The 15858-nt window shown below is 54.7% G+C and carries 14 protein-coding genes; 3 read left to right on the top strand and 11 right to left on the bottom strand.

Going from position 1 to position 15858, the window contains the following annotated elements; genetic code table 11:
* Positions 1–25: 25 nt before the first annotated feature.
* From ligA to AC1WNR_RS13270, 3 genes are read left to right on the top strand one after another with little or no spacing between them, the layout of a single operon-like run.
* On the top strand, positions 26–2368 hold the full coding sequence (gene ligA, locus AC1WNR_RS13280) for an NAD-dependent DNA ligase LigA (protein WP_481644974.1): 2343 nt from the start codon (positions 26–28) through the stop codon (positions 2366–2368).
* Between the two features lie 9 nt (positions 2369–2377).
* Positions 2378–2623, top strand: coding sequence for a YheU family protein (locus AC1WNR_RS13275; protein WP_481644973.1), 246 nt, complete (start codon positions 2378–2380; stop codon positions 2621–2623).
* Positions 2624–2669: 46 nt separating this feature from the next.
* Positions 2670–3290, top strand: coding sequence for a DUF4126 domain-containing protein (locus tag AC1WNR_RS13270; protein ID WP_481644972.1), 621 nt, complete (start codon positions 2670–2672; stop codon positions 3288–3290).
* Between the two features lie 68 nt (positions 3291–3358).
* Here the strand turns inward: AC1WNR_RS13270 and AC1WNR_RS13265 are convergent, their stop codons facing one another.
* The 11 genes from AC1WNR_RS13265 to AC1WNR_RS13215 form a co-directional block, all read right to left on the bottom strand.
* Positions 3359–4012, bottom strand: coding sequence for a CBS domain-containing protein (locus AC1WNR_RS13265; RefSeq protein WP_481644971.1), 654 nt, complete (start codon positions 4010–4012; stop codon positions 3359–3361).
* Between the two features lies 1 nt (position 4013).
* Positions 4014–6008 carry a bifunctional tRNA (5-methylaminomethyl-2-thiouridine)(34)-methyltransferase MnmC2/FAD-dependent 5-carboxymethylaminomethyl-2-thiouridine(34) oxidoreductase MnmC1 gene (gene mnmC, locus AC1WNR_RS13260; protein WP_481644970.1) on the bottom strand — a complete coding sequence of 665 codons (1995 nt, stop codon included), beginning with the start codon at positions 6006–6008 and terminating at the stop codon, positions 4014–4016.
* 42 nt (positions 6009–6050) lie between these two features.
* On the bottom strand, positions 6051–7313 hold the full coding sequence (locus tag AC1WNR_RS13255; RefSeq protein WP_481644969.1) for a UDP binding domain-containing protein: 1263 nt from the start codon (positions 7311–7313) through the stop codon (positions 6051–6053).
* A gap of 1 nt (position 7314) precedes the next feature.
* Positions 7315–8931, bottom strand: a complete 1617-nt coding sequence (gene pgi, locus AC1WNR_RS13250) for a glucose-6-phosphate isomerase (RefSeq protein WP_481644968.1) — start codon at positions 8929–8931, stop codon at positions 7315–7317.
* Positions 8932–8940: 9 nt separating this feature from the next.
* Complete coding sequence (gene galU / locus AC1WNR_RS13245) at positions 8941–9819, bottom strand: UTP--glucose-1-phosphate uridylyltransferase GalU (protein ID WP_481644967.1); 879 nt, start codon at positions 9817–9819, stop codon at positions 8941–8943.
* 132 nt (positions 9820–9951) lie between these two features.
* The gene (locus tag AC1WNR_RS13240) at positions 9952–10353 is read right to left on the bottom strand and encodes a Na+/H+ antiporter subunit G (RefSeq protein WP_481644966.1); all 402 of its coding nucleotides are present in this window, start codon (positions 10351–10353) and stop codon (positions 9952–9954) included.
* On the bottom strand, positions 10350–10619 hold the full coding sequence (locus AC1WNR_RS13235; RefSeq protein ID WP_481644965.1) for a K+/H+ antiporter subunit F: 270 nt from the start codon (positions 10617–10619) through the stop codon (positions 10350–10352). The genes AC1WNR_RS13240 and AC1WNR_RS13235 overlap by 4 nt, the downstream gene beginning before the upstream one ends.
* On the bottom strand, positions 10613–11104 hold the full coding sequence (locus AC1WNR_RS13230) for a Na+/H+ antiporter subunit E (RefSeq protein WP_481644964.1): 492 nt from the start codon (positions 11102–11104) through the stop codon (positions 10613–10615). The genes AC1WNR_RS13235 and AC1WNR_RS13230 overlap by 7 nt, the downstream gene beginning before the upstream one ends.
* The gene (locus tag AC1WNR_RS13225) at positions 11104–12612 is read right to left on the bottom strand and encodes a monovalent cation/H+ antiporter subunit D (protein WP_481644963.1); all 1509 of its coding nucleotides are present in this window, start codon (positions 12610–12612) and stop codon (positions 11104–11106) included. The genes AC1WNR_RS13230 and AC1WNR_RS13225 overlap by 1 nt, the downstream gene beginning before the upstream one ends.
* Positions 12612–12962: a Na+/H+ antiporter subunit C gene (locus tag AC1WNR_RS13220; RefSeq protein ID WP_481644962.1), complete on the bottom strand. Its 351-nt coding sequence runs from the start codon at positions 12960–12962 to the stop codon at positions 12612–12614. Before AC1WNR_RS13220 ends, AC1WNR_RS13225 begins: the two co-directional genes overlap by 1 nt.
* Positions 12962–15751 carry a monovalent cation/H+ antiporter subunit A gene (locus AC1WNR_RS13215; RefSeq protein ID WP_481644961.1) on the bottom strand — a complete coding sequence of 930 codons (2790 nt, stop codon included), beginning with the start codon at positions 15749–15751 and terminating at the stop codon, positions 12962–12964. The genes AC1WNR_RS13220 and AC1WNR_RS13215 overlap by 1 nt, the downstream gene beginning before the upstream one ends.
* Positions 15752–15858 lie beyond the last annotated feature (107 nt).

Below are 15858 nucleotides of genomic sequence, written 5' to 3'. Positions count from 1 at the left end.
TCTTTGTCGCAAGAGCCCAGTACTAATGAGCACTCCAGCAACCCAAATTGCAGCGTTGCGTGAGCAACTCAATCAACACGCTTATCGCTACTACGTCCTCGATGACCCCAGTGTTACAGACGCCGAATACGATCGTCTCTATCGCGAGTTAGAGGGGCTAGAAGCAGAACATCCCGAGTTAGTTACATCTGATTCACCCACTCAACGCGTTGGCGCGAAACCAGACACAGGTTTTGCCGAAGTGAAGCATGAGGTCGCTATGCTTAGCCTTAGCAACCGCTTCTCCGCCGAGGATGTGGCCGCCTTCTATCGCCAGGCGCAGGAGGGGCTGGGTGAAGAGGGGAGTCTGAGTATCAGCGCCGAACCCAAACTCGACGGTGCAGCGGTAAGTATCCTCTATGAACAGGGTCTGTTGGTGCGCGCAGCAACCCGTGGTGACGGTACGACGGGTGAGGATATTACCCTTAACGTACGTACCATTCAGAACGTTCCACTGCGTTTGATGGGTGAGGGCTGGCCTGAGCGTTTGGAAGTGCGCGGCGAGATCTACATGCCCAAAGCCGGCTTCGAAGCGTTGAATGAGCGCTCGCGTGAGCGTGGTGAGAAGGTGTTTGTGAACCCGCGCAATGCAGCGGCCGGGAGTCTGCGCCAGCTTGATCCGGCGATTACGGCCCAACGTCCGTTAGAGTTCTGTTGCTACGGAACTGGCGTGGTCAGTGATGAGCTTCCCGAGAGCTATTTTGAAACCTTACAGCTGATCCGCAGCTGGGGTATTCGTATCTCTGACCAACTCCAGCTATGCCATGGGCTGGAAGCGACTCAGCAGTATATTGAAAGTCTGGGTCAACAACGCGACTCACTTCCTTACGATATCGATGGCGTCGTGCTGAAACTCGATTCACGGGAGTATCAGGCTGAACTGGGTTTTCGTGCGCGCGACCCGCGTTGGGCAACGGCCTATAAGTTCCCTGCCCAAGAGGAGATTACTCAGCTTCTCGATGTCGATTTCCAGGTGGGTCGTACCGGCGCAGTTACCCCAGTAGCGCGTCTTGAACCAGTCTTTGTTGGCGGTGTGACCGTCAGCAACGCCACGCTGCACAATATGGATGAAATTGCCCGTCTAGACGCCCGTAAAGGTGACTGGGTGATGATTCGCCGTGCCGGAGATGTGATTCCTCAGGTTGTGAAAGTAGTCGCAGAGCGTCGGACAGGCGCTGAGGAGATGGTTGCAGTCCCAGCTCAGTGTCCGGTCTGCGGTTCCGATATTGAGCGCACCCAATTGATCAAACGTGGTAAAGGGTCAGAGCAGGTCACTGAGGGGTCGATCTATCGCTGTGTTGGACGCCTTGCCTGTAGTGCTCAGCTTAAGCAGGCGCTGATTCACTTTGTGTCGCGCAAGGCGATGGATATCGACGGCCTAGGCGAGAAGGCGATTGAGCAGTTGGTCGACCGCGAGCTCGTCAGTTCGCCGGCAGACCTGTTTAAACTGACGAAAGAGCAGGTGCTGGAGCTTGAAGGTTACGCCGAGCTCTCCGCCACTAACTTGTTAACCGCGGTAAGCGAGAGCCGCAATGTTGCGCTGGAGCGGTTTGTCTACGCGCTCGGTATCCCTGAAGTGGGTGAAGAGACAGCACGTACGCTGGCGACTCAGCTGGGTTCTTTGCAGCGTATTCGAGCAGCTCTGCCGGCCCTGCTGGTCACCCTGCCCGACATTGGGCTGGAGGTGGCGCACGAAATCTCCAATTTTATGCAGGATGAGCACAACTCACAGGTGCTAGACCAACTGCTTGCTGCCGGCATTGAGCTGCAACAGAGTGGCGAGATCGCAAATAAGCTGCGTGCCAGCATCAGTTTTGAACAGTTACTGGTCAGTGCGCAGATACCGGCGGTGGCAGCGACAGGGGCTAAACAGCTCGCTGGTCACTTCGGTAGCCTCGATGCACTCTTAGCAGCAGATGCTGAGACTCTGATGTCGGTACCCAAACTCTCTGCCAAGGGGCGTCAGGGGTTGCTAGAGCGTTTAGCCGATGCGAACTGGGTCGCAGCCCAACGCGCGTATGAGCAGCAGCTACTCGACTATGGAATGCATTGGGATAGCCCACCGCCAGAGCAGAGTGCGGATGCACCGCTTGAAGGTCAAACCTGGGTGCTAACAGGTACCTTGGAAACGATGGGTCGTAACGATGCTAAGAAATTGCTGCTCGGCTTAGGAGCCAAAGTGAGCGGCTCGGTATCGGCTAAAACCGATCAAGTGGTTGCGGGCCCCGGAGCCGGGTCTAAACTGACTAAAGCAGAGCAACTGGGCGTTCCCGTGATGGACGAGAGCGCCTTTCTGCAATTTTTACAGGAGCAGGGTTTGCAGCCCTAGGGACAGACTATGATAGTACCTGCTAATTTTCTTTCGCCCGGCGCACTCACTGGCCTTATCGAAGAGTTCGTTACCCGTGATGGCACTGACTATGGCGAGACGGAGATCACAATGCAGGAGCGCGTTGCGCAGGTGCGTCAGCAGTTAGAGACCGGCGAAGCCTTAATTCTTTTTGATAGCGCAACTGAAACTACAACAATCATCCCCGCTGCCGATCTAGCTAAGATACAGGCGCAGAATCAGCAGGCGGAGTAACGGCTGATGTCAGTGTCGTTCGATTCACCGAGAGGGAGTGTAACTTATGGACCAGTTAGCCGAGATTAGTAGCCTATTAGCGCTCTCTATGGGAGTGGCTTGGGCCAGCGGTATCAACCTCTATGCAGCGGTCTTTATGCTGGGTTGGATGGCCAACACAGGTAATATCACGCTTCCTCCAGACCTGCTGATACTAGCTGATCCGATGGTGATGATCGCTGCCGGGTTTATGTACTGTGTCGAGTTCTTTGCCGACAAGGTTCCCGGTGTCGACACCGGCTGGGATGGCTTACACACCTTCATCCGTATTCCGGCAGGCGCCATACTTGCCGCAGGCGCGGTGGGCGATATAGGCGCTGGAGCAGAGCTGGCCGCGGCACTAGTCGGCGGCTCGATCGCTGCCGGCTCACACGCCTTTAAATCGGGTTCTCGTGTGCTGATCAACACCTCGCCTGAACCTGTAACAAACTGGACCGCGTCCGTAGCCGAAGATATTGCCGTTATCGGCGGTCTCTGGGTAGCGCTCAACCATCCTGTCTGGTTCCTACTCGGTTTGGCACTCTTTATCCTGCTGCTTGTTTGGCTATTGCCTAAGCTGTGGCGAGGAATCAAACGCGTCTTCGGTGCAATCGCGCGCTTCTTTAGCGGCAAGTCCGCCGAGGCGTAGCGCTCGCCTCGTTCGGCTTCGCCTCACAAGCCTCCTACAGCGCTCATACACAGCAGCTTTCGCGCAGCTTACACCCAGCCTTCGACCTGAGCTTGGCTGATCAGCAATCGGATAAGGTCGGTGCGGGTAATGATGCCACTGAGCTGATCTTCCTCGTCCAAAACCAGTACTGCACCACACTGATACTCAAGTAAATTCGACGCGATCTGAATCACCGGTGTATCGGGCGTTGCGGCGAGGAAGTGCTGTTGTATCGCCTCTTCAATTAGAGCACCGGCGGGGCGCGGATTGATTAACAACTCTTGGCGGTTAACCAAGCCGGTGAGTTCCGCTTGGCGGTCGAATACGGCCAGGTAGTGCACACCCGCATTTTTCATCTGCCGAATGGCCGCGGCGACGGTACTATCTATCTGACAGCTAATAACCGGCGAGCTCATGATCTGCCGGGCGAGTAACTTCGGCTTCTCTGTGCTCTGAGTATCGGCATTCGCTTTATAGGCTTTGGCAGCGGCTCTGTACTCGGCGCTGATATGTTCAGCCGAATCAGCGAGTTGAGCGAAATCGGAGACCTCTTGTTCATATTCGGCTCGGGGGCTGTTCTGGCCTGAGGGAATGGCAGACTCGGCTGCTGATGAGCTGCTCGCCTCAACCCGACGGGGTGGAAATATGCTGGAGACAGGCGTTTTAATCCGCGTACCTCGGTCAAATACCACGAGTGTCATATTATCCCTCGCTTCTGATTAGGTCCCGTATCGCAAAGCGCTGTGGTGATAAAATATCGACTAGCTGTTGTTCAATCGGGTAGGGCTCTGCATTGATCTGCGCGGCCAGCACTTCTGCACTGAGTGGGCAGGTGATCAGCCCTTTCGATCCATGTCCTAGATTTACATATAGTCCAGAAAGCCAAGGTGCGTCACCCTCAAACTCCGTTCTTGCATCGACATTTAGCGCGTTATACCGACTCTTCAACGCTTGCTGATCACACAGAGCACCAACCAGCGGGATGTAGTCACGACTGCCCGCCCGCTGCGACGCCTTGCCACTGAGACTCTGGTGTTTAAGTGATTCGGCGAGCTGTGGTAGCGACTCTTCCAGTATTTGTAGATTGTGCTCATGCTCTTCGTTGCGCAGATCAATGCTCGTATCACCAATCACAAAGCTCGAACCAAAACAGTACTGATCATTGAGGGGCGGTGATATGTAGCCCTTGCCACAGACCACTTTATTCAGAGATACATTTGCACTCGTTGCAGCCCAAGTGGTTTGCCCGCGTATGGGTTTGAGTCCCAGTGCATGCCAGTTGTCGATTAGATCTGTACGCCAGGCTGTACAGAGTACAACGCTCTGATAATGCAGATCTGAAGCTCCGATTTGCCAGCCTGAGTCTGTCGGTTGAAGGTGATCGACCCGCTCCAGTGTCTTCAACTGAATATTGGGATGATTAGTCAGGGCTTGGCTAAAGCGTGCTGGTGAGACCCAACCCGAGTCGGGGAAGTGTAGGGCTGGTCCACCGCACTCCGTACCGGCAAGCTCAGACGCCTCCTGCTGAGTAACTGCCTGTATGAGCTCCGCGGGATAAGCGCCTTCATCAGATAGCTGTTCGAAGCGCTTCGCCTCCTTATCGTCCAAGACCAACTGTAGCAAGCCGCAAAGCTGAGCCGTCTCGCCATCATCCAAGTTGAGGCCGCGCAGCAGCTGTGTTGAGTAGGCAAGGCCGGCAAGGTGCAGTCGACTTTGTGGCGTCGGTTTTGCCGGTAGCTTGGCGTAGAGTGCCCCCTGTGGGTTGCCTGAGCCTTCAGAGGCAATCTGTGAATGCTGCTCATAGAGATCGACCTTGTAGCCACGTCGGGCGAGCGCGAAGGCTGTGGTTGCACCGCTTAGTCCGCCGCCAATGACCGCTATTGGCCCCTGGTGTGTCTGTGTTGGTGGGCGTTTGAGCCAGGGCTGCTGTTTGGAGAGGTTGGGCTGCGCATCGAGCGGGGCTGTGAAGTTAGCGCAGAGCATCTCGCGCTTACGCCCATAGCCCGGTATTTTTCGAATCTCGAAACCCGCTGCTTTTAGCCCGCGTTTCACTAGCCCAGCACAGGTGAAGGTGGCCAATGTGGTATCCGCATGGCTCAGCCGGCCTAGTTGAGCAAAAAGTTCGTCGCGCCACATCTCTGGATTCTTCGAAGGCGCGAAACCATCGAGGAACCAGCAGTCTATCTGAGCGTTGAGCTGGCTAAGCATCTGTGTCGCATCGCCGTACAGGAGCGTAAGTTGAATGCGGCCCCCGTCTAAGCTCAAGCGGTGAAATCCGCCTAAAGGCTTGGGCCAGAGTTTTTGCAGTTGCTCGCAACCGCTAGCGAGCTCTGAATCATCTGAGAAGAGTTGGTGAGCCTGCCGAAGGTCAGCCTCACTTAGGGGGTACTTCTCGCAGCTTACAAAGTGCAGTTGAGCGGCTTTCGGAGCCGTATTCAGCCACAGCTGGCGGGCGCTGAGAAAGTTGAGTCCTGTGCCGAAGCCAGTTTCACCGATCACAAACGGACGGCTAGGATTCTGTTGTGCAAAGCGCGCGGTTAGGTTGTTGGCATTGATAAAGACGTGCTCAGTTTCAGCAATGCCGCTTTGCTGACTGAAGTAGATATCGTCAAACAGGCTAGAGTGAGGTTGGCCCTCACTCCAGTCGATCTGCGCGCTGCTCAGTCTACTACTCGTTTTGTTGGTTTGCTGGCTCACTCACTCTCACACTTTCACTAAAGGGCTGCCTTGCTAGCTCGGCTACCGTGATAGGCAGTTACGGCCACGGGTGTAGTAGGCGAACCCCTCCTGTTGTACTCGCTGAGGATCATACAGATTGCGCCCATCAATGATAAGCGCTTGATTCATGGTCTGTTTAAGACGCGGAAAGTCAGGTGACCCATACTCAGGCCAGTCTGTCAGCAGCATCAACGCCACAGCACCTGTACAAGCCTCATAAGCGTTGGCGGCAAGTGAGATGCCGGCGACACCGGCATAGCGCTCAGATAGGGCCTGCATCGCCTCAGGATCATGCACACAGATCTCTGCGCCCTGGGCTAACAATGCATCGATAACCCGCAGAGCCGGCGCGTTATCGATATCGGCAACGCCCGCTTTAAACGCGGCTCCCCAGATAGCCACCTTACGACCGCGTAGATCACAGTTGTAGTGTTGCCAGACGGTCCGGAAGGGCCACTCTTTGTTCACTTCGTTCTGAGCCAGTACGGTGTCGATCAATACTGAACCTTGGCGTCCAGAGAGGAGCTCAGCGAGCCCCTGTAAGTACTGGGTGAACTGGAGTCCACCGAAACCACAGCTCGGTTGTAGGTAGTGCGTGCCAATACGTTTGTCGGTGCTCATGCCACGGCGAATTGCATCCATATCCAGATTGAGCTGATCACAGAGGCCAGCCATCTCATTGATATAGCCCAGACGCAGTGCGAGCAGGCCGGTAATGGCGTACTTCACAAACTCCGCTTCGCGGCAGGTCATCTGCTGGATAGTGCGCTGACCCAGATGAAAAGGACGCAGGAGTGCAATTAGACGCGCTTTGGCCGTTGGGTTATCTGTGCCTATCAGCAGCGCTTCAGGGTTCACAAACTGCTGCATCGCCTGACCCGCCTGCAGTAGGTCGGGCAAGTAGACCACCTGTTGCAGCTCACCCTGCAGTAGTGCCTGCATTCGGTCACACATTCCCACGCCAAAATTGCTTTGGTTGACGACGAGGAGAGGGCCTTTGCAGTTCTTGGCGATGCGTTCAATCAGTTCTAGCGCTGCGTCTGATTCGTCGGGTGCCATACTCAGCCAATGCACCTCTGCATTGAGCGCTGCATCGCTGTTGACGCTCAGGCGTTCATGCAGCGCGGCGTTCTGCAGTGCGGCAAGAAGGCCCGGTTCAGATCTTAACTGGCTAGAGACGGGTTCAGTCTCGCCGGACTCAAGAAATACAGTGTTGCCATAGCTTGCCAGCTGAGCGCGTGCGACCCAGGCGCTCAGCTCATTGCCCCAGACAGAGATCTTCATCTTAGTTCTCCTCCTGTAGCTGCTGAATAGCGGCAAGCAGCCCACTAGTTGCCTGGTCGTAACCAGCAGATGTGCGCTGGCGAAGGGCATCGATTAAGTCATTTGCGACCTTTTTGCCGAGCTCAACGCCCCATTGATCAAAGGGGTTAATTCCCCAGATAACCGCTTGGACGTAGACCTTGTGCTCGTAGAGCGCGATTAAACTGCCAAGGCTCTCGGGATTAAGTGTCTCCATCAGAATGACGCTGCTCGGTTGGTTACCGGCGTAGCGCTGCCAGGGTGGCCGCTCTGAATCGTCATTCAGCGCTGCATCCCCCAGAGCCAGTACGCGGGCTTGCGCCAGGCAGTTAGCGAGTGCCAACTGATGCTGCTCTAACAGACCGGCTTCACGTCCCTCATAGCGACGTGCAGGAACGATAAAATCGGACATGACCGATTCAGTCCCCTGATGCAGCAACTGGTAGAAAGCGTGCTGCGCATTGGGACCGATCTCACCCCAGAGAATGGGACAGGTACGCTGATCGGTCAGCTCGCCATCATGTTTGACGCTCTTGCCGTTACTCTCCATCTCCAACTGTTCGAGGTACGCCGGCAGGTGAGCCAGACGACCGTCATAGGGGAGAATTGCATGGGCGTGTATATCCTGGAAGTTGATATTCCAGATGCCTATGAGCGCCATTAACACCGGTAGATTCTCTTTGTAGGGCGCTTGGGCGAAGTGGCTATCCATCGCGTGAGCGCCGGCTAGCAAATCTCTAAAACCCTGCATTCCTATGGTGAGAGCGATCGGCAGACCGATACCGGACCAGAGCGAGTAGCGGCCACCCGTCCAGTCCCAAAACTTCAGAATGCTCTCTTCTGCGATACCCCAAGCGATCGCCTTTTCCGGCGAAGCGGTGACACCGATAAAGTGTTGCTGAATCAACAGTTCGCGATTCAGGCCACTGCGCTCTACTAGCCAGTCTATAGCGGTCGCGGCGTTCGCCAGTGTATCCAAGGTGCCGAATGATTTGGATGAGAGCACGAAGAGTGTCGTCTCTGGATTGAGCTCAAGCAGCAAATTTGAGAGTTGGCTGCCATCCATCGAAGAGACGAAGTGAATATTGATACCTTCTGCGGTTTGAGGTTTGAACTCGTGCAGCGCCTCGCAGACCATCAATGGTCCCAGATCTGAACCACCGACACCAATATTAACCACTTCACTGATAGCTCGGCCGCTGTAACCGCGCCACTGGCCGGCATGGATTTTGTCGACAAATTCTGACATTCGCTCTAACGTGGCCTGCACGCCATCAACCAAGTTGTCGTTATCAACGATTAGCTCGGATCCTGGCGGCATGCGAAGGGCCGAGTGCAGGGCAGGTCTATTCTCTGTTGGGTTAACGATCTCACCGCTCAGCAGCGACCGGATCGCTTTCTCGAGTTGGCGCTCATCAGCAAGCTCCAGAAGTTCTGCGAACACCTGGTCATCAATGCGTTGACGACTAAGGTCGAGCAGCAGATGGGCGGCGTTGAAGGAGAGTTTGTCGAAACGTTGTTCGCTTTGTAGCAGTTCGCGCAGGTGAACCCCGCGCAAACGTTCGGCAGATGCCTGAAGTTTATTCCATGCGGGGCTCATAAGCGGCCTCTATAAATTCTTTGATTTGATAAAGTCGCGCAGCGCGTCGCCGGTCTCGGGGTGTTTCAGACCGAAGGCAAGGTTAGCCTGAAGCAGTCCTGCCTTGTTGCCGCAGTCATGCACGGTACCGCGCATTGAGTAGGCCTCCATCGGCTGCTCGGCTAGTAGTGCGAGCATTGCATCGGTCAGCTGAATCTCACCACCCGCACCCGGCTCAGTGGTTTTTAGGAGTTGCATAACGCGGTTAGGAAGAATGTAGCGTCCAACAATTGCTTGATTAGAGGGCGCCTCATCGCGCTTGGGTTTCTCAACCATGCCCCGAATCGGTGCGCCAACGCCCGCTTTTAGTTCAATGCCGCCACAATCCACGATACCGTAACGATCGACATGCTCCTGCGGAACACCCTCTACCATGATCTGGCCGGCGCCGTTCTTTTGGTAGCGCTTCACCATCTCAGAAAAGTCACACGAGAGGCCTTCATCGTCGATCACCATGTCGGGTAGCATCACCGCGAAGTCTTCGTTCCCCACCACGTGTGCGGCACAGCGCACAGCGTGGCCCAGGCCTTTCGCGCTCGGCTGTCGCACGGAGATGACCTCAATTCCCTTTGGAAGCGTGTTCTCTACTGCATCAAGCAGCGCCTTTTTATTCTTCAGCGCGAGCATCTGCTCAAGCTCGTAGTTGGCATCAAAGTGGTTTTCTATCGCCTCTTTGCCCGACCGTGTTACCAGCACAATCTGACGGAAGCCGGCGCGCATCGCCTCTTCAACGACGTGCTGAATAACCGGTTTATCAACAACTGGCAGCATCTCTTTTGGAATCGCCTTGGAGGCGGGGAGTACGCGTGTACCGAGGCCGGCAACAGGAATAATTACTTTGGATAGCATTGTTTTTCCTTAGATTCAGGGGTCTACTCGCAGAGCCTTAACGCGACGAGTATATGTCCAATCTACAACTCTATGACAGAAATATGTCTGTTTTGTGAAGCAGGATACATGCCAGATCAGCTAGATATCAATTCACTGATCTGGCGATGCACTGTCGATTGCAGGCTGCGGAGCGGTTCTTTCGCGTGCAGCTTTTTGCAGATCAGCATTGGCTGTACGTTCGACGGTCTGTATACGCATGTGCAGGGCCGTTTTTGCCAGCATATGCGCGGCGATGGGTGCGGTGATAAAGAGGAACAGCGTAATTAGCAGCTGCTGTACATGCAGGTCACCCGTCACGAAGCTAGTGAATATCAACGAGGCGATTAGCAGCGAGCCCATGCCGAGCGTCGTTGCTTTGGTTGGCGCATGCAGACGAGTGAAGAAATCCGGCAGCTTTATCAGGCCGATTGAACCGATCAGAACCAGCGCTGCACCAAAGACAATCAATACCGACAGCAGCAGCTCAAGCAGCATAGGGAGTTGTGCACTCATTCGATAATATCTCCTCGCACCATGTACTTGCAGAGAGCGGCGGTGCTGACGAAGCCGAGCATTGCAATCAACAGTGCAGCTTCAAAGTGAATCGTTGATGACTCTGCAATGCCGTATACAATGATCAATGCGATTGAGTTGATGTAGAGGGTGTCGAGGCTCAGCACGCGGTCCGGAATGCTGGGTCCGCGCGCCAGACTAATCACGTTAAGCAGCAACGCTACAGCAATGAGCGCAAAAGCGATGTATAGGGCGGTCATCAGCATTGGAAAATCTCCTTTAGCGGACGTTCGTAGCGCTGTTTGATCTCGGCAATCAGTTCCGCTTCATTGTCCACATCGAGTGCATGGACATAGAGCCACTCTCGGTCCTCGCTGACATCGGCGCTTAGCGTACCGGGTGTCAGTGAAATAGTTGAAGCGAGAATGGTGATCGGTAGTTCATCGCGCATGTCCAAAGGCACCGCAATAAAGCTAGGTGAAAGGTCGCGATTGCGCCCGAGTATCAGTGCAGCAACACGCAGGTTCGCCACCATGATGTCCCAAATTAGTACCAGAAAGTAGTTAACTATTTTCAGCGGCTTGTGCGCCTTTGGCTGTGGACTCTGCACCGGTGCACAAAAGCGCGGAATCGCTATGGCGAAGATCAGTGCCAGCAGAATATGACCCGCTGCAATGCTGTTATTAAGAAGCAGCCAGGCGACAAACAGCACTAAGCTCTGAAGTGGGTTAGGGAGCCAGTGTCTAACCATTATTGGCCACCTCCATTCAGTAAGATCTGCGGTGTCTGTGCCAGTTGGTCCAGTTGCGCTGCGGTGGCTGCCGTGAAGTCTACAATCGGACCGGCAAACAGAGACATCAGCGGTGCAGCCAGCAGCAATAACCAGATCGCGGCAAACTTCGTGCTGCTGCCCGCAACGGTGTCGGTGTTCTTACCCTTGGCACGCCAGAAGATCGTTGAGCCGGCACGGGAGAAGGCGATCAGCGCGAACAAGGTTGCGATCAAAAGCGTACTCCAAGTCCAACCTATCTGAGTAATGCTCTGGGCCGACTGCAACACCATCAGTTTGCCGATAAAGCCTGAGAAGGGCGGCATGCCGATCAGGGCAAGCGCCGTAATAAAGAAGGTGATGCCGACGGCAACTGGTTGAGCGACCGGACGAGAGCGCACAATCATATCGAGCGCACCACCGCGCTGCTCTGATATCAGCTCTGCGACAAGGAATAGTGCCGCGCCCGCTAGCGTTGAATGGGCTGCGTAGTAGAGCCCTGCGCTGATCGATGCAGATGTATTAATCGCCAACGCCGATAGCAAAGTACCCACAGAGACGATAACCAAGTGACCGGCTAAGCGCTTCAGGCTGGGGCTCGATAGCACACCGATAGCGCCAATCGCGATCGTTAGTACCGCCGTGCCCCAGAGCCAGGGCTGGATGATATCGGCAATCTCTCCGGCGTAGTCGCCGAAAATCATACCGTGCACGCGCAGCAGACAGTAGACGCCCACTTTGGTCAGAATCGCAAACAGCGCCACGATCGGGCCCGCAGCAGTGGCGTAGGTGCGAGGTAGCCAAAACTGTAGTGGAAGCATTGCCGCTTTCAGGCCGAAGACCACGAGCAGAAGCAGGCCGCCCACTTTCGCTAGCTGCAACTCAGCACCGCTAAGCTCACGCACACGCAGTGCCATATCCGCCATATTGAGTGAGCCGATGGCGCCATAGAGTACACCGAGTGCGAATAGGAAGATGGCTGAGCCGACCAGGTTTAGCAGAACATAGTGCACGGCAGCACGCGTCTTGTGTTTACCACCCCCGTGAATCAGTAGCGAGTAAGAGGCGATCAGTAGAATCTCAAAGAAGACGAACAGGTTGAAGATATCGCCAGTCAGGAAAGCGCCGTTAATACCTAGAGCCTGAAACATCATCAGCGGGTAGAAGTAGCGTCCGGCCTCATCCTGACCTGCGCTGGCGTAGAGGAGCCCAGCAAAGAGTAGCAGAGAGGTGAGCAACAGCATCAGCGATGCGAGGCGATCGGCTACCAGCACTATACCGTAGGGCGGTTGCCAGTCTCCGAGCGCATAGACCGCGATTTCACCTGAAGCGCTCTGATTGATCAGTACGATGGCAACCAGCAAGTTCAATCCGGCCGCTGTCAGAGCGAAGATTCGCTGGCGCGTCAGTGTGGTACGGATCGGCGGCAGAAGTAGCAGGATGCCGGTCAGCATCGGGATCAGAACTGGAAGAATGGGCAGGTGGTTCATTAACGCTGCTCCCCGTTCTGATCGTCCTGTTTCTCGGTACCATCGACATGGTCGTTACCTAGGTCAGCACGTGCGCGCATCGCCAAAATTACCGCGAAGGCGGTCATGGCAAAACCGATCACGATCGCAGTGAGTACTAGCGCCTGTGGTAGCGGGTCGGGTATCGGGAGATCCTGGTTCAGCACGGCAGCGCCATCGATCACCAAGCGGCCGGATGAGAAGATAAATAGGTTACAGGCGTATGCCAAAAGCGTTAGGCCTAGAACAACCGGGAAGGTTCGCCCGCGTAGCGTTAAAAATGTGCCGGTAGCGGTCAGAATGCCAATAGCCAAAGCGACTAACATCTCCATTAGATATTCTCCCCTTCGGTTGAACGCTCTGTGGTACTGAGTTTACCGAGGTTCGATAGTATCAATAGCGTTGCTCCCACAACGGTGAGGTAGACACCTAGATCAAACAGCATGGCACTGGCCACCTCAAACTTGCCTACGATTGGCCAGTAGAGGTAATCGAACCAGGAGGTTAGGAATGGGCGCCCGAAGAGCCAAGATCCCAAACCTGTCGCGACCGCGATCAGCAGACCGAAACCAATAAGGTACTGGTAGTCGAGGCGAAGCTTGCCCTTCATAAACAGCACGCCATTCGCGATGTACTGCTGGATCAATGCGATTGCGGTGATCAGACCCGCGATGAAACCGCCGCCCGGTAGGTTGTGACCGCGCAAGAAGATGTAGGCAGACACCAGCAGTGCAAGTGGTAGTAGCGCTTGGGACACCATTGCCAGCATCACTGGGTGGCTGTCCGTTGACCAAGTGCGCCCGCCTGAGTCGGTTGTTGGCATGAACAGTTTCATGCGGCGAATCAGTTTGTAGATACCTAATCCGGCAATGCCGAGTACGGTAATTTCACCTAAGGTATCGAAGCCCCTGAAGTCGACCAGTATAACGTTAACGATATTGGTACCCCCACCACCTGTTTTCGAGTTGGCAGTGAAATAGGTTGAGATGGTCTCAAGGTCGCGCGTCATCATCGCGTACGCCAGTGTAGCCATTACACCACCAACGCCGACGGCGACACCGAGATCACGGAACACCACGCCGGGGCTCGACTCTTTCGGTGTCTGTTGCGGTAGGAAAAAGAGTGCCAGCATTAGCAGAATGATGGTGACAACTTCAACCGAGAGTTGAGTCAGCGCTAGGTCCGGCGCGGAGAAGCGCGCAAACATTAATGACACGATCAGTCCGACAACTGAAACCGCGATTAGTGCCACGACACGCTTGCGGTGCCACACCAGCGTCATAACGGATGCAAGGGAGAGAATGGTAATGGCGCCGAACCCAATTAGATCGGGTGGGAGCTGCGGGTGACTTCCAGCAGTTTCAGCAATTTCCATCAGAGGTAGCGCAGTAACGGCTAGGGTGAACACAAACAGCGTTAATACGTAGTTCTGTAGTTTGTTGGTCTCGATTCGGGTGTAAAGCTTTCCGGCCGCATCAACGCAGAGCTGCACTAAACGTTCAAACTCAAGCTTGGCATCGCGATCAACAAACTGCGCCTGGAAAGCGAACAGACGGCGGCGGATGTTGTAGATAATCAAACCAATGATGAGCGCGGCAATACTCATCATCAGTGGGATGTTGAAACCGTGCCAGAGGGATAAGCTGTACTCCGGTAGTGGACCTTGCAGTACAGCACTTGAGGCACTGTTGAGCAGGTCTCCGACTACAAAGGCTGGGGCGATACCCACCAAGATACAGAGAGCTACCAGAATCTCGACCGGCACCTTCATATAGCGCGGTGGCTCATGTGGCGTGCGTGGCAGGTTTGTGGGCTCACCGCCGAAGAAGACGTCGTGTATGAAGCGAGCAGAGTAGGCGACTGAGAAAGTGGCGCCAACGGTGGCAAGTACCGGCAGTATCCAAGAGAGCGCACCCAAAGCACTCTGCTGTACCGTCTCATTGAAAAACATCTCTTTTGAGAGGAAACCGTTCAACAGCGGAACCCCTGCCATAGCCAAAGCGGCAACGATCGCGAGTGTCGCCGTGTGCGGCATATACTTCCACAGTCCGCTCAGCTTGCGCATATCGCGTGAGCCGGTTTCGTGATCAACGATACCAGCCGCCATAAAGAGAGACGCCTTAAAGGTCGCGTGGTTGATAATATGGAACACCGCAGCAACTGCCGCTAGGTCGGAGTTGAGGCCGAACAACAGCATGATAAGACCGAGGTGGCTAATGGTAGAGAAGGCCAGCAGCCCTTTGAGGTCATGCTTGAACAGAGCGATGTAGGCGCCAACAAGCAGTGTTGCCATCCCGGTAAACGTCACTAGGAAGAACCAGAGCTCGGTACCCGAGAGTGCAGGGTAGAGTCGGCCAACTAGGAATATACCCGCTTTTACCATGGTAGCTGAGTGCAAGTAGGCCGAGACCGGTGTCGGTGCAGCCATGGCGTGAGGCAGCCAGAAGTGGAACGGGAACTGCGCCGATTTCGTGAAAGCGCCAAGCAGGATTAGCACCAAAATAAATGGATAGCGTTCTGATTCACGAATTTCGTCACCGCGCGCGAGTATCTCAGTAAGGTTATAGGTACCCAGGGTATCGCCCAGTAACAGTATGCCCGCTAACAGTGCCAGACCACCCATGCCGGTGACCGTTAGCGCCATACGCGCACCTTTGCGCGCCTCCGATTTATCCGACCAGAAGCTGATCAGCAGGAAGGAGCTGATACTGGTGAGCTCCCAGAAAGCCCAGAGCTGCAGCAGGTTTTCTGACAGCACAATACCGAGCATCGCTGTCATGAAGAGAATCAAGTAGGAGTAGAAGCGCCCCATATTGTCATTGGCCGACAAGTAGTAGCGGGCATAGAGAATAATCAGCAGGCCGATGCCAAGAATGAGTAGCGTGAAGAGCAGGGCGTAGCTATCGAGTCTGAACGCTATCTCTAAGCCAAGTTGCTCAACCCAAGTATAGCTCTCTACAAGGGTAGCCCCACTGAACACCTCGGGTGCATTCAGGAGTACCAGTATTAGGGAGATAGCTGGGAGAAATGCAGTAGCCGTCGCACAGGCTGTGCGCGACCAATTGCGGGTAAGTATCGGCACCAGAGTGCCGAGAATCGTCAGTAATGGAATCCAGTACAACCGTTGATACCTATTTTTTATAGCGCTTAGTTGTTTATTTATTACATCTTACTGAAAAAGAGGTGAAAGACTAAGTTAGTGTAGGTAATTTTCGTAAAGTGAGGCAG

Source organism: Marinobacterium marisflavi, assembly GCF_982447095.1.
This window is presented reverse-complemented; position numbering and strand designations above follow the sequence as displayed.